This window comes from Sulfitobacter sp. SH24 (assembly GCF_965641895.1).
GTDB classification, from domain to species: Bacteria; Pseudomonadota; Alphaproteobacteria; order Rhodobacterales; family Rhodobacteraceae; genus Sulfitobacter; species Sulfitobacter dubius.
This window is the reverse complement of the sequence record NZ_OZ282575.1, coordinates 656,456-670,588: the sequence shown is the minus strand read 5'-3', so window position 1 is coordinate 670,588 and position 14,133 is coordinate 656,456. Positions and strand designations below refer to the sequence as shown.

General features: G+C 58.9%; 15 protein-coding genes. 4 read left to right on the top strand and 11 right to left on the bottom strand.

What is annotated here, in order from left to right; translation table 11 throughout:
* The first annotated feature begins 275 nt into the window (after positions 1-275).
* The 3 genes from ACSQ16_RS05740 to ACSQ16_RS05730 are packed head-to-tail and all read left to right on the top strand — an operon-like array spanning position 276 to position 2,525.
* Complete coding sequence (locus tag ACSQ16_RS05740) at positions 276-776, top strand: hypothetical protein (protein ID WP_435988669.1); 501 nt, start codon at positions 276-278, stop codon at positions 774-776.
* Positions 773-1,213 carry a nucleoside diphosphate kinase regulator gene (gene rnk, locus ACSQ16_RS05735; protein ID WP_132446016.1) on the top strand — a complete coding sequence of 147 codons (441 nt, stop codon included), beginning with the start codon at positions 773-775 and terminating at the stop codon, positions 1,211-1,213. The genes ACSQ16_RS05740 and rnk overlap by 4 nt, the downstream gene beginning before the upstream one ends.
* Positions 1,214-1,265: 52 nt before the next feature.
* Complete coding sequence (locus ACSQ16_RS05730; protein ID WP_435988668.1) at positions 1,266-2,525, top strand: D-amino acid dehydrogenase; 1,260 nt, start codon at positions 1,266-1,268, stop codon at positions 2,523-2,525.
* A 31-nt stretch (positions 2,526-2,556) separates the two neighbouring features.
* On the opposite strand, the gene ACSQ16_RS05725 is transcribed toward ACSQ16_RS05730, so the two are convergent.
* Complete coding sequence (locus tag ACSQ16_RS05725; protein ID WP_435988667.1) at positions 2,557-4,101, bottom strand: phospholipase D family protein; 1,545 nt, start codon at positions 4,099-4,101, stop codon at positions 2,557-2,559.
* Positions 4,102-4,179: 78 nt separating this feature from the next.
* Positions 4,180-4,632, bottom strand: a complete 453-nt coding sequence (locus tag ACSQ16_RS05720) for a GNAT family N-acetyltransferase (protein ID WP_435988666.1) — start codon at positions 4,630-4,632, stop codon at positions 4,180-4,182.
* A gap of 200 nt (positions 4,633-4,832) precedes the next feature.
* On the opposite strand from ACSQ16_RS05720, the gene ACSQ16_RS05715 reads away from it, so the two are divergent.
* A complete protein-coding gene (locus ACSQ16_RS05715; RefSeq protein WP_435988665.1) occupies positions 4,833-5,939 on the top strand; it encodes a DSD1 family PLP-dependent enzyme in 1,107 nt (368 codons plus the stop codon).
* Positions 5,940-6,320: 381 nt separating this feature from the next.
* On the opposite strand, the gene ACSQ16_RS05710 is transcribed toward ACSQ16_RS05715, so the two are convergent.
* The 9 genes from ACSQ16_RS05710 to ACSQ16_RS05670 all read right to left on the bottom strand — a co-directional run bounded on the left by ACSQ16_RS05710 (position 6,321) and on the right by ACSQ16_RS05670 (position 14,128).
* On the bottom strand, positions 6,321-6,866 hold the full coding sequence (locus ACSQ16_RS05710) for a DUF488 domain-containing protein (RefSeq protein WP_435988664.1): 546 nt from the start codon (positions 6,864-6,866) through the stop codon (positions 6,321-6,323).
* Positions 6,863-7,075: a DUF2945 domain-containing protein gene (locus ACSQ16_RS05705; protein WP_243254587.1), complete on the bottom strand. Its 213-nt coding sequence runs from the start codon at positions 7,073-7,075 to the stop codon at positions 6,863-6,865. Before ACSQ16_RS05705 ends, ACSQ16_RS05710 begins: the two co-directional genes overlap by 4 nt.
* A gap of 173 nt (positions 7,076-7,248) precedes the next feature.
* Complete coding sequence (locus tag ACSQ16_RS05700; RefSeq protein WP_435988663.1) at positions 7,249-8,010, bottom strand: DUF2189 domain-containing protein; 762 nt, start codon at positions 8,008-8,010, stop codon at positions 7,249-7,251.
* Positions 8,011-8,302: 292 nt separating this feature from the next.
* The gene (gene ccoP / locus ACSQ16_RS05695; RefSeq protein ID WP_435988662.1) at positions 8,303-9,181 is read right to left on the bottom strand and encodes a cytochrome-c oxidase, cbb3-type subunit III; all 879 of its coding nucleotides are present in this window, start codon (positions 9,179-9,181) and stop codon (positions 8,303-8,305) included.
* Positions 9,172-9,342, bottom strand: coding sequence for a cbb3-type cytochrome oxidase subunit 3 (locus tag ACSQ16_RS05690; RefSeq protein WP_435988661.1), 171 nt, complete (start codon positions 9,340-9,342; stop codon positions 9,172-9,174). The genes ccoP and ACSQ16_RS05690 overlap by 10 nt, the downstream gene beginning before the upstream one ends.
* Positions 9,343-9,346: 4 nt before the next feature.
* Positions 9,347-10,123 (bottom strand): cytochrome-c oxidase, cbb3-type subunit II, encoded by a 777-nt coding sequence (gene ccoO, locus ACSQ16_RS05685; RefSeq protein ID WP_435988660.1) that lies wholly within the window; start codon positions 10,121-10,123, stop codon positions 9,347-9,349.
* A gap of 5 nt (positions 10,124-10,128) precedes the next feature.
* On the bottom strand, positions 10,129-11,781 hold the full coding sequence (gene ccoN / locus ACSQ16_RS05680; RefSeq protein ID WP_435988659.1) for a cytochrome-c oxidase, cbb3-type subunit I: 1,653 nt from the start codon (positions 11,779-11,781) through the stop codon (positions 10,129-10,131).
* Entirely contained in the window at positions 11,778-11,954 is a 177-nt protein-coding gene (ccoS, locus tag ACSQ16_RS05675; protein ID WP_435988658.1) for a cbb3-type cytochrome oxidase assembly protein CcoS, read from the bottom strand. The genes ccoN and ccoS overlap by 4 nt, the downstream gene beginning before the upstream one ends.
* Positions 11,951-14,128, bottom strand: coding sequence for a heavy metal translocating P-type ATPase (locus tag ACSQ16_RS05670; RefSeq protein WP_435988657.1), 2,178 nt, complete (start codon positions 14,126-14,128; stop codon positions 11,951-11,953). The genes ccoS and ACSQ16_RS05670 overlap by 4 nt, the downstream gene beginning before the upstream one ends.
* Positions 14,129-14,133 lie beyond the last annotated feature (5 nt).

The window sequence follows — 14,133 nt, the reverse complement described above, 5'->3', positions numbered from 1 at the left end:
CACGCGCTTTTGCACAGTCACTATCTGCCTATCTAAATGCCTGCCGTCTTACCTTGCCACGAACATCTTGCGACATGGTCACGTGGCCCGATTGACAACGGTGTTCCAGTGCTTAAGTTCATTCGCATGTTGGAACATGTAGATCATTATAGATTTCTACTTCTGAACCGCCTGCATCCCCGGGCGGTCTAGGCGCATGCGCGTCTGACATCCTCCCCGGGGTCTCCTCACATTCTTGAAAACGTGAACGCGGCGCATGCGCCCGAGGAGAGAATATGTCCAACATTCTTGCATCAGTTCAGCCCAATTCCAGCAACCGCACCGTCTTTCGTGCCCTCGAAAACAGACCTTTGGTCCTGCCCCAGACCGACTACCGCAAACTGCAGAACCACCTTGAGGATTGCGATTCAACGTCTCGTCCTGAGTCGACCTTGCTTGCCTATGTGCTGGCCAACAAGTTGATGAATGCCCGCGCGGTTGCTGATCTGCCCTTTGTCGATGTGGCAATTGGCGGGTCTGAGGTCGCTTACGCAATCGACGGAGCGCTTCCCTGCTCAGGCCTCCTTGTGCATAGCGCAAGACCCGGCGCACCGGGTGGCGTGATTGCAGTGGCGTCTCTTCTCGGCGCCACCTTGATTGGAATGCGCGTGGGAGAGCGGGCGCCACTGCTGAACGAAGATGGCGGTATTGCTACGGTCTCCGTCGTTTCAATTGTGTCACCTAGCTCCGCAGCAAAAGATGAACGCCCCCGGTCCGTGAAGGAGTGCTCCAAATGACCAGCAGCATTGAGGTCGCAGATCGCAATCCGCATCTTGTCTTAAATGCAGCGGATCTCGAACACCTCGAAGACCTTGCCGAAAGTGCAATGAAACGGCACCCGACTTTGGCCGATCGGTTTTTTCAAGAGATCGGCCGCGCGCAAATCCTTGAAAGCACGCAGATGCCCGAGGATGTCGTCGGGATAGGGAGCAAGGTGACCTACCGCGATGAGGCGACAGGCCAGCATAAGACAGTGACGCTCGTGTACCCGGAAGACGCTGACATAACCCGATTGCGTGTGTCGATCATCACACCCATCGGCGTCGCGCTCTTGGGTCTGCGGGAGGGTGCCAGCTTTTATTGGGACACGCGACAGGCAAACCAGCGGCGGACGTTGACGATTCTCAAGGTCGAGAAAGGCTTAAACGATCCGCAGGGCGGTACGTCACGGTGAAATTCAACGCATCCGCGGCACGGCGCCCGGGCGGTCTAGGAAGGCAATTGGTATGAAAGTCGTTGTTATGGGTGCGGGCGTGATCGGCGTCACTACCGCCTATTATTTGGCAAAACAGGGCGCCGAGGTTGTCGTCATCGATCGCCAATCCGGGCCGGGGCTGGAAACCAGCTATGCCAACGCGGGCCAACTCAGCTACGGCATGACCTCACCATGGGCGGCACCGGGCATACCAATGAAAGCCGTGAAATGGATGTTTATGAAGCGACGCCCTTTGTTTATATGGCCACTCATCAGCCCTACCATGTGGGCGTGGTGTGCGCGTATGGTTGGCAATTGCAATGCCGAAAGCTACCGGGTCAACAAGGGTCGTATGGTTCGGATTTCCAGCTATTCGCGCGACGTCATGCCTGAGTTGATCGCCGAGACGGGCATCACCTATGACGGGCGCGAGCAAGGCACCTTGCAGCTCTTCCGCACCGCCAAACAGATGGACGCCTCGAAAGCAGACCAAGATGTCTTGGCAGAATACGGCTCCCCCTATGAGGTGCTTGACCGCAGCGGCTGTATCACCGCCGAACCGGCTTTAGCCGAAGTGCAGGGAAAATTTGTCGGTGGCCTGCGTCTGACCGCAGATCGCACTGGGGACTGCCGGATGTTCACCATTGGGCTGACCGAGAAATGTATAGAGATGGGCGTGACCTTCAAATACGGCGAACCGATCCGCGCTGTCGCCGTTGAAAATGATCGCATTGCCGGTGTCGATACAGAGGCGGGCGAACGTGTCACGGGCGACGCCTATGTCTGTGCCATGGGCAGCTATGCGGTCCGGACGCTCAACCCCATCGGAGTCCGGCTGCCCGTCTATCCGGTCAAAGGCTACTCTGTCACGCTGCCCGTCATTGATGATGACTATGCCCCGCAATCAACGATCATGGATGAAACGCATAAAGTCGCGATCACACGGCTGGGGGACCGCATTCGCGTTGCGGGCCAGGCCGAGATCGCGGGCTATTCCAATCGGCTGGGGCCGCATGCTGTCGACACTGTAAAACATGTGATTGATGACTTGTTCCCCCGTGGAGGCGATGTCTCTCAGGCCGAAGGCTGGACCGGACTGCGCCCCATGACGCCAGATGGCACGCCGGTTCTTGGCGGAACGCAATATGACAACCTGTTCCTGAACACCGGTCACGGCACGCTGGGGTGGACCATGGCCTGCGGATCAGGCCGGGCAGTGGCTGATCTGGTCTTGGGCAAGACCCCAGAGATCTCGATGGAGGGACTGACGGCTGAGCGTTATGCCCGCTGACGGGTAGCCCAGCGGCGGGCGTCTGCCAAAGTTACAGCAGCCATTCAATCGGCAGCCAGCCGATGACCATTAAGGCCATTCGCCTAGCCAAGCTGGTCCCCGGCTCATCTGTCGTCACCGTCTTTTCTTGGGGGGCGATCCAGATCAGATCACCGTCGTCCAGTTCAACCCGCCATGCCAGCCCGCGCAAGTCCGCGTCAAAGGCATCATGCAACCCCTGCGCCATGCGCTCACTGTCAATTAGAAGCCCCATCTCCGTATTGAGCGTGGTGGATCGCGGGTCAAAGTTGAAAGAGCCCACAAAAATACGCGCACCGTCCACAGCGAAGGTCTTGGCATGAAGGCTCGCCCCCGATGACCCAAAGGGGCCGAGCCGGTCAATCGGCGCATCGACAGCCGCCTGCTGGCGTAGTTCATAAAGCTGCACGCCACTGCGCAGCAAATCCTTGCGCCGTTTGGCATATCCTGCGTGGACCGGCAGCACGTCAGTCGCATCCAGCGAATTGGTCAGCATCCGAACCTGAACCCCCTGCCCCTCAAGCATGGCGAAAGCCTCCACCCCCGCTTTACCGGGAACGAAATAGGGCGACACACCGTCAAAACGTGTCTTAATCTCCCCCACTGCCTCGGCCAGCCGTGACGCCAGAAGGTCTTCCCAAGCCACCGCGCCTTCGCCTTTGATCGGATCGTCACTGACCAATTGCACTGAGGTCCATTCCACCCCGAACTCCCCCGCGGCAAGGGCGTTTACGATGTCCGAGCTTTGCAGGATCTCTCGGTACTCTGAAAGCTGCGGGTCGGCCTCTAGGGCGGAAAGCCGGTTGGCCAGCGGATCGCCCTCTCGCGCTGCGCCGACAATCGGCCCCTGCGGATGAACCGCGCCTGCGCGCCAATAACGATCGAAATCGCTCGACACATCGTTCACCACCCGGCCTACGGCCAAGACGTCCAGATCGACATAAAGCGCGGTGGGGCCGGCGGCGAAATACTCATCCCCAATGTTGCGCCCGCCAAGGATCGTGGCGTGACCATCCACGGTGAATGACTTGTTGTGCATCCGTCGGTTCAGCCGAAAAAAGTCAAAGCCATAGGACAGCATCTTGAAGCGACGCAGGTTGAAAGGGTTCCACAGGCGCACCTCAATCATTGGATGCGCATCGAGCGTAGCAAGCTCCGGATCCAGTCCACTCGTTCCATTATCGTCAAGCAAAAGCCGCACACGAACGCCCCGATCCGCCGCGCGGCGCAGCGCATTGAGCAAGAGCGTCCCGGTCAAATCGTCGTGCCAAATGTAATATTGCGCATCGATAGAGGAGACCGCCGCATCCGCCAAAAGGATACGCGCCGCGAAAGCATCAGCGCCGTTTTGCAAGGGCGCGACGCCGGTCTGCCCAGCATGACTTTCTTCCTGTCTCGCCAAAGCATCCGCGAGCGGTCCCTGCGTCGTGGGCAGCAGTGCCTCTGTATCGTGGCGATTCTCAACCTCTGGCAAAGGGAAGGCGAAACGGGCAATAAAGATTACTATGACAAGGGTGACGACGAGCCCGGCAAGAAACTTTACAATTGCCCTGATCATCGCAGCGCTGTCCTTCAATTCACTTGCAACTACGCTTGCATGTCTTTGCAAACGCGTCCAGTCGAGCAAGAGCGAATGCTAAAGGGTGATGCGCGACAGAGAATCTGTGCCGTTGACGCGCATATCGCCGCCCATTTCGAGACAAAGTTTTCGGATCGCTGCATTCGCGTTCGAGAAATGCACATCAACCGACTGAACTTGCCTCGCCCGCGCTTCAGACAGGCCCCGCTGAAACAGCGCACGACCAAAGCCGCGCCCTTGGTAGGCATCTTCAACAGAAAGACCAATTTCGGCCCGCCCGTCCTCAGGAATGTGAAGCTCCAAGATGCCCCGATAGGCGCCATTCTCTTCGATCCCGAACATGACGTTCGGCGACGCGCTATTGGCCGTTTGCGTCAAGACCTCTTCCTTTATGCCGCCCATGAAGCGCAATCTGCGCGATGCTTCACTCAAGCGGCGATAATGCCGCAAGAGTGTCCTTCGGAGAGCGGGAAGGGATAGGGAAACGGGTTGTGGAGTTATCGCCTGCATGTGCTTTCCAATCTGCTACAAAGATGGGGTCTCAGCGCCCATTCAGCAGAGCCGTTATGGTCTTCCCGTGATGTGCGCGGCGCATAGCTCGACAGTGGTCCCTGCAAGCGGCATCGCCGAATCCGCGTCACATGTGTTTGCATATGTCGCGCCGCCGCGTTCGATGCTAAGCCATCGCAAAATCGCGAAAGGATTGCCCGATGATTGACGTTCCCGGCACCCCTGCCCTTTTGCTTGATGAAGCGCGGATGCAACGAAACATCGCGCGTCTCGCTGACCATGCGCAAAAGCTCGGCGTCACGCTGCGACCGCATCTTAAAACGGCAAAATCCATTGATGTTGCCCGCCAACTTACCGGCGGTGCGCCCGGCCCGATTACCGTTTCGACATTGGCCGAAGCCGAGGTATTTTTCGCGGATGGTTACAACAATATCCTCTATGCCGTAGGGATTGCGCCGCAGAAGCTGAAGCGGGTACAGGCGCTGCGCCAGAAGGGCTGCGATCTGGTCGTGATCCTTGATAACGCGGCCCAAGCACAGGCCGTGGCGGAGGCCGCTGTCCCCGCAATGATCGAAATCGATAGCGATGGTCACCGCGGCGGTCTGCGTCCGGATGACCCGGCACTCGTTGAGGTCGGACGCATCTTGCACGCCGCCGAATGCCTGCGCGGTGTGATGACCCATGCGGGCGAGAGCTATACGGTCCAGGGCCGCGACGCCCATGCCGACTTCGCAGAACAGGAGCGCAAAGCTGCCGTCACCGCCGCCGAAAACCTGCGCGGCGCGGGCCTCTCCTGCCCCGTGGTCAGCATCGGCTCGACCCCCACCGCTCATGCCGCGCGCGACCTGACAGGCGTGACCGAACTGCGCGCCGGTGTTTATATGTTCTTCGATCTGGTCATGGCCGGGATCGACGTCTGCACCCAAGATGACATCGCCCTGAGCGTTCTGACCACGGTCATCGGCCACCAACCCGCAAAGGGGTGGACTATGATCGACGCAGGCTGGATGGCCATGTCCCGCGACCGGGGCACTGCGGCGCAGGACGTGGACCAAGGCTACGGTCTGGTGTGCGACGAGACTGGTCAAATCCTGACCGACCATATCGTCGTCAGCGCCAATCAGGAACACGGGATCATTGCGCAGCGCGAGGGGGCAAACCCGCCGCCGCTGGACCTTCCTGTCGGCACCCGCCTGAGGATCCTGCCCAACCACGCCTGTGCCACCGCCGCCCAGCACGACCGCTACCATCTGGTGCGGCAAGACGGCGGTCCGCTCGACGTTTGGCCGCGTTTTAACGGCTGGTAAGAAGCAGAGCATAACTCGCATCACAGAAACCCAATCAACCGTAACCGGCACGTCCAAGCTTGTCTTTTCAATCTAGTATTAAGATTGCAGCCTGCGCATATGGGCCATTACTGCCAAGCTATACATGAGCCGCGTGGATTCGTTGGCCGTGGGGCAGAAATCTCAAAGCAACTTAACGAAAGTCTTCGGTACGTCCGCAATTTCTCGAATGATCTCTAATGTGCTCAGCCAACTCTTGCGGCAAGTTCCACCAAATAGATGATTTCACTATTTTTAAGTCACGCCGGGATATATAAATATTTTTCTACCGATCAAAATTCTCGCAAAAAATCCCGTACGATTGAGGCTGTCTGGAAACCGCATGCAGAATGGCCTCTAAATTCAGTCTGGAATATTCAGCGGAGGATAGACCACTGTGCCGTCTGGACGAAGCTTGGCCGCTTTTGACGGTGTCGCCTTGGTGATTTTCCTTGCTGACATGATGTGCCCGACAGAATGACCATGCAGCAGAAGATAATCCGTGATGATCCGCCGGTGACAGCGCCACCAGACTGCCTCAGAGCACATCATTGCGACGATCTTGGTTTGCCCCAGATCGATTAGCTGTGCGAAGGCTGTCTGGAACGCGTCCCCTAGGGCATAATCCGCGTAGTTCTGGAAACTGCGGACACGCCAGTTGGCGTTCAAATCGTCGTCCACTTCTTTCTGTTTTGGGCGCCGACCGCCGAGCGCCAGCATATGCTGGTAGCCAATCTGATATGGGGCGAGGGTTTGGGGGAATTGGTCATCGTTGAAAGCAGGATATCTGCGGGACTTCGGGAAAGATCGCACATCGATCAAAAGCTGGACCCCGGCAAACTGCAACATGTCGATCACCTCTTCCGGTGTTCGAGTGGAGTGGCCAATAGAGTGAAATCGAAAGGTCATGATTTCAGCTTGGTGAGCGTATCTTCCTTGTGAGCAGCGATGTGGTCAGTCTTGTCGCTTTCGATCTCATATTGCGGCTCATCTTTGGATGCGCGACGACGATGCCCTTTGTAGTCGAAGTCTGCCTCATGGACTTTTGTTATTTTGCCGCTGACCCGCCCAGCCTCCGAGTTCCAACTGACGTGATCGCCTTGTTTGAATTTTGGCATGATTGCAATCCTCCTTCGAGGGTAAAACACGCATGCCGCAGCAAGTGTTCCTTATCCCTTTCGGATAGTCTCACGATCCCTTCGTGGGATATTGCCTCGTTAAGTATGCCAGGTTCAAAGATACGGTTAAAACAAGGGGTGTGAGATCTTAGGCATTGCCTCCGCACACCCGTTTAAGCCGGCCTTACGAACATCCGCTCACTTTCGCCCTGCTGACGTTCGTCGGGACGTACTGTGCGATAGGCATGCCATGTAGCGTGCCCCAGCACGGGGAAAACAACAACCAATGCTAAAAACCCAGTCGCTAGGGACAACACGGTTAGCACGACCACGATGCCGCCCCATACAAGCATCACGGGCAGGTTGGCCCAGACCATCGCCATCGAAATCCCCATAGCCGACAGCGCATCTGTACGCTCGGTCAGCAACATGGGCACAGCAAAAACACTTATGGCAAACGAAAAGGCCGCAAAGAGAGCGCCAATGGCACCACCCGTCACAAGAAGCGCCCAGCCGGTTGGGGTGAACAGAAGCATTGGGACCAGTTCATCCGTGCCGGGGAAGTCGACCAATCCAAAAAACAGAGCGTAAATAAGGACAGCAGCCCGTTGCCACAAAAGGAACAGGCCGAGCAGCAACACCCCCATAAACAGCGCTTGGTGCTTCGACGCTGGACGCGCAAACAACATACCGCCCATGGTGATCCGCTCATTCGCCTCAATCCGACGGCTCTTCTCATAAAGGCCGACCGCGATCAGCGGGCCGAGAAGCACAAAGCCCGCAAGTGCTGGGAAGAGCGCATATTCATAGCGGAATTGGAACAGGCCCCAGACCACCAGTGCCGAGACCGCAAAGACGAGAATGCCGTAAAACAGGCTTAACGATGGATGGGTAAGAAAATCTGACCAGCCATGCTTGAGCCAAGTAAAGGCCATGTTTGCAGGCAGTTGTCGCGCATGCGGGCTTTCGCGTGGCAAGGGCGGGGTTACTTGGGGGATGATCCCCCCTGCATGTGGATTATCAGGGGGCGGTGGAGAGTCAGAATGGTTGGTACGGTCGCTCAGCATGATGGTTTCGCTACCCGATTGGCAGCGCCCTCTTTGTGCGATGGAAGAAGAACACAATCGGGCTGCGTCCCGATCGCGACGGAGACAAGATGCGCATTCGCTGCGACAAAGCCGGAAACCAGCAATGCCGCCCCGGCTGCGGCCCAGATGCGTGGTCGGGTCATGGCTGCCCCTCCGCACTGCGACTTTGGATGTACAGTGTTAGCATCATCCGATCTGCGTCGGTCAGACGATTTTCCCAGGCGGGCATCCAGCCTTGGCGGCCATCGTGGATTGTTTTGAACATAGTCGCGTCGTCGCCGCCATAAACCCAAGCTTCGTCAGTCAGGTTAGGCGCACCCATGTCTTGAATGCCGAGAGCTTTCTCGCCATGACAACTTGCGCAATTCTCAGCGAAAATCGTGGCGCCCTCTTCCAGACGGCCGGCGGGCAGGTCCCGCTCTATGCCCGAAAGAGACTGCACATAATCGACCACAGTCCGGATCTGAGGGCGGCTGAGCAATCCATCGCGACCAAAGGCGAGCATTTGGGCATAGCGAGTCTCCGGATGCGGTGCGTTGATCCCCACCCGAAGGGTTTCCATGATCGTCTCGCTATCGCCCCCCCAAAGCCAAGCGTCGTCAACAAGGCTCGGATAGCCGGGCGCCCCGGCAAGATCCGTTCCATGACAGGCCGCGCAATTGTCGCCAAATAGCGTAGCTGCTGTACGATCAACATGGGCCATGAGTTCGGGGATTTCCCGGATCTCCTCGGCCGAAAGCTCGCTTAGCGGGCCGCGCCATTCATCAAGCGTGCGGTAGGCCTTGGCGACCTTATCCTCGACCACAATAGCTTGATCATAGTTCAGCAGACCTTTCCAATAGGTGTTGATGAGCGGCCAAGAGGGCATCAACACCCAGTATACCAACGCCCATATGTGAGTAACGGCGACAAAAAACCAAACGATGCGAGGGACGCGGGTGTTCAGCTCTGTAATGCCGTCCCATTCGTGCCCAGTGGTTTCGTGACCTGTGAGCGGATCGCGCTTCTTTACCGACATGGGCCCTCCTCATCGTCCAGCACGCTTTGCGCAGCCTTATCGAACCGTTTTCCTAAGCTTGGCCAAAAGGCATAAATGGTAATCCCAATCGACAAAGCGATTAGGTAGAATAGCCCAAAGGACTTCGCGATAGTTGATAGGGTCTCATAGCTTAGATCCATGGTCTCACTCCCCTTCAGCTATTTGAGTTTTTTGAGGCAGATCAGTCAGGCCGCCCATGATCTGTAGGTAGGCCACAAGGGCGTCCATTTCGGTCAGTCGGTCTCGCCGGCCATCGAAGAAACGAATGTTCGTCGCCTCGCCATAGCGTTCCTCAACTGCATAAGCCCGTTCGGTATCCGGATAGGCTTGGCCTCGCGCATCGTCTGCCGCGTTCTCAATCTGCTCATCGCTATAGGGCACGCCCACGGCCCGAAGTGCCGCCAACCGTCCGGGAAGGCTCGCAGTTTCGAGAGGCGCATTAAGCAGGAAAGCATATTGCGGCATCACTGACTCCGGCACCAGTGATCGTGGATCGACAAGGTGTTGCACCTGCCATTCATCTGAGAATTTTTCCCCAACCCGCGCAAGGTCCGGCCCGGTACGCTTTGACCCCCAGAGCATCGGGTGATCGTACTGGCTTTCTACAGCCAGAGAATAGGGGCCATAGCGGTCTACTTCGTCACGCAGGCTTCGGATCATCTGACTGTGACAGGCATAGCAGCCCTCGCGGATATAGATATCGCGGCCGGCCTGCTCCAGCGGCGTGTAAACACGCATGTCGGGCGCCGCTTCGACAGTCTCGTCAATGCTGAACAACGGCGCGATTTCGACAAAGCCGCCCACAGCCGAGGCCGCAATAATCCCTATTGTCAGAGCCATGGAATGCCGCTCGGCACGATAGTGGCTCCGCGCGTGGAATTCGAAAAACTTCGAGAAGGGTTTGAGTATTTTGCGCAACATAGCCATTACTCCGCAGCTGGTACCGCGGGTTCACCCGCTTCGGATTTGGTCGGATAATCGAGTTCCGGAGTGTCCTCACGGACCTTTCTAATTGTCATGATGACGTTGAAAGCTCCAATGATTGCGCCCGAGAGAAAGAACGCCCCGCCGATGGTGCGCGCAACGTAGTAGGGATGCATTGCGACCAATGAGTCAGTGAAGGAATATGCCAGCGTGCCGCTTTCGGTGTATGTGCGCCACATTAGCCCTTGGATGATGCCGCTGTTCCACATCGCAAAGACGTAGATGACGGTCCCGCTCAGGGCGAGCCAGAAGTGCCATTCGACGAGCTTGGGCGAATACATCCCTTCGCGCCGCCACAGGATCGGCACCACCGCATAGATCGAGCCAAAGGTGATCAGTGCGACCCAACCCATGGCCCCTGCGTGGACGTGGCCGATGGTCCAATCAGTGTAATGCGACAAGGAGTTCACGGCCCGGATCGCCATGAAAGAGCCTTCAAAGGTCGACAGCCCGTAGAACACCGCCGCGACCATCATAAAGCGCAGCGTCGCATCGTCGCGCACCTTACCCCATGCACCGTTAAGCGTCATCAGCGCGTTGCCTGCGCTGGCCCAGCTGGGCACAAGGAGCATCACCGAAAAGGTCATGCCGAGGGTTTGAACCCATTGCGGCACAGCGGTGTAATGCAAGTGGTGCGAGCCTGCCCAGATATAAAAGAACACAATGCCCCAGAACGACAGGATCGACAGGCGGTAGGAGTAGATCGGCCGCCCTGCCCGCTTGGGCAGAAAGTAGTAGAGCATCCCAAGAAAACCCGCGGTCAGAAAGAAGGCCACGGCGTTATGCCCGTACCACCACTGCGTCATCGCGTCCTGCACGCCCGAGAAGGCAGAGTAGCTTTTCGCGGCCCCGAAGGAGGCAGGCACGGCGAGATTGTTAACGATATGCAGCACCGCCACCACAAGGATAAAGGCCATATAATACCAGTTAGCCACATAGATATGCGGCTCGTTCCGGCGGGCCAGCGTGCGCATGTAGAGCACGAAATAGGTGACCCAGACGATCACCAACCAGATGTCGGCATACCACTCCGGCTCGGCGTATTCTTTGGACTGGGTGATGCCCATCAGGTAGCCCGACGCCGCGATGATACAGAACAGGTTGAACCCCAGCAGCACGAACCAAGGCGAGACATGCCCGGCCAACCGCGCCCGCGAAGTGCGTTGCATCACGTGGTAAGACGTGGCGATCAGCGCGTTGCCGCCAAAGCCAAAGATCACGCCAGATGTATGCACGGGCCGGATGCGGCCAAAGCTCGACCACGGCGCGTCAAAGCGAAAGTCGGGCCAAGCCAACTGTGCCGCGACCCAGACGCCAACCCCCATGGCCACCACCGCCCAGAACAGCGACAGCAGAATGCCCACTTTGGTCGGATCATCGTAGTAACTGGTGCTCCGATCAAGGGTCGGCTCCGGCGCATAGAGCGCGTTGCCGACGACAAAGAACAAACCGCCTGCAAAGAACAGCGTGATCCAGCCATGGGCCCCCATGGCATCACCATGCCCGACAATGGCAAGAACAAGGCCCATCAGCGCCAGCCCGCCCGACAGCAGCATGGCCTGTTGGCGTTCTGCAATGGTTAGGTTTTCCATCATCTGATTGTTTCCTTTCGGGGAGGCATTGGGGTGTCACTGTCGTCATGGAGGATGCGTTCGGCATCCCCGGCGAGGTCTTCGTACTGACGGTCTTTCAAGCTCCAGAAAAAAGCTCCGAGGCCGGTCAGCCCCATGAGGATGGTGACAGGGATGAGAAGGTGCAGGATCGTCAAGCCGGGGCCTCTTGAAGCTGGAGCGCGGGCCGTGCAGCACTGCGGCGGTTCAGCCGCAGCGAGTTGGCGACCACCGCAATGGAAGAACCCGACATGGCGATGGCGGCAAAAAGCGGGGTGACATGACCTGCGATCGCCAGCGGCACGGCGATGCAATTGTAAGCGATGGCGAGGCCGAAATTCTGGCGCACGATGGCCGCGGTGCGGCGTGCTACGCTAAGCGCCAGCGGCACCGCGTCCAACCCCTCGCGCAGGAAGACGAAATCCGCCGCCGCGCGCCCGGCTTCGGTGGCCGAAGCGGGGGACATAGAGACATGCGCAGCAGCGAGTGCAGCGGTGTCGTTAAGTCCGTCGCCGACCATCAGGGGGCGCTCGCCTTGGGCCAAGAGGTCTTGCAGCCGTGTGACCTTGTCTTGTGGGGTCAGCCCGGCCTGCGTGTCTTGAATCTCCAGCTGCGCCGCAACACGCGCCACGGCGGCAGGCGCATCGCCCGAGAGGATTTCGCTCGGCAACCCCGCATCGCGCAAGGCGACGACAGCCTCTGCGGCGCCTTCGCGAAGGGTTTCGCGCAGGGGGAAACGTTGTATCTGTTCACCGGCAAAAGCGAAGGCCGGGCCGTCGCCCTGTGTCATCTCTCCGGCGATGTCGGCAACCCAAGAGGGGCGGCCAAGGCGCGCGCGGCGCCCGTTGATAAGGCCCTCAACGCCATAGCCGGGGTGCTCGCGGATCTCTTGAACCGGCAGGGCTGGGGCGGGACAGGCTGCGGAAATACAGCGCGCCACCGGATGCGCGGAATGGGCGGCAAGGGTTGCGGCGGCATGGCTGCCGGGGGCGGTGCCAAGGCCCTCGGCCAGCACCGGGCTGCCATCGGTCAGCGTCCCGGTCTTGTCCCAGATCGCACGGGTGGCGGTGGCCAAGCGTTCCAGCGCAGAGCCCTCCTTGATCAGCACGCCCTCAGCCATCAAGCGGCTAGACGCCACGACATGCGCCACCGGCACGGCCAAGGCCAGCGCACAGGGGCAGGTGACGATCAACACGCTGATCGCGACAAAGGCGGCGCGGTGCCAGTCGCCGGTGGCGAGCAACCAGCCGACGAAAGTGGCAAAGGCGACAAGGTGAATGACCGGCGCATAAAGCTGGGCTGCGCGGTCGGCAATGCGCACATAGGTGCTGCGGCTCTCTTCGGCCCCGGCGAGCATCCGCATCGACATGGCAAGGAAACTGTCTTCGACAGGCCGCAGCGCCATGGCATCGACCGGGCCGGTCAGGTTCAGCGCGCCGGCCTCCACCTCATCGCCCGTAGCCACCGCAACTGGCGCAGATTCGCCCGTCAGAAGCGAGCGGTCCAAATCGCTGGCGCCGGAGGTAATGCGCAGGTCCACCGGGATGCGCTCGCCCGCCGGGATGCGCAGCACCATACCGGGGCGGATCGCGTCGGCGGCCACGGTGCGCAGCTTGCCCTCGGGCGTCACTTCCCATGCCTCGCGCACCGCAAGCCGCTGCAACCCCGTCATCGCCGAGCGCGCCTTGCCGCGCATGCGGTAGTCCAGATAGCGCCCAATCAGCAGGAAGAACGTCAGCGTCACCGCCGCGTCAAAGAAGACATCTTCGCCACCGCGCAGGGTCTCAAACAGGCTCAGCGCCAAGGCCAGCGCGATGGCCAGCGCAATCGGCACATCCATATTCATGCTCGCCCGGCGCAGCGCGCCCCAAGCAGAGACAAAAAAGAACCGCGCGGCATAGAGCACGATGGGCAGGGCGATGATGCCTGAGATCAGGTGGAAACTGTCGCGTGTCGCATCCGAGGCACCCGACCAGACCGCAACCGATAAAAGCATCACGTTCATGGCGCCAAAACCGCTGACAGCAACGGCTTTAAGCAACGCGACCTCGGTGTCATCTTTCGCTTCTGCTGACAGATCAGCACTGTCGATCAAACGGCTCGGGTGACCGATGTTTTCCAGTTCAGCAAGCACGTTCTGCAACGCGCCATCTGCCTGAGCCAGCGTCACATTGATCCGCCTCAGGGTAAGATTTGCCCGCACCCGCGCGACACCAGGGATGCCTGATAAAGACCGCTCAATCTTTGCTACGCAGCTGCCACAGCGGATCGTGGGCGCGGTCAAGACGACGTCCTGGAAGATACTGGGATTGGTTGGCTGATCGCTGCGCATGTGTA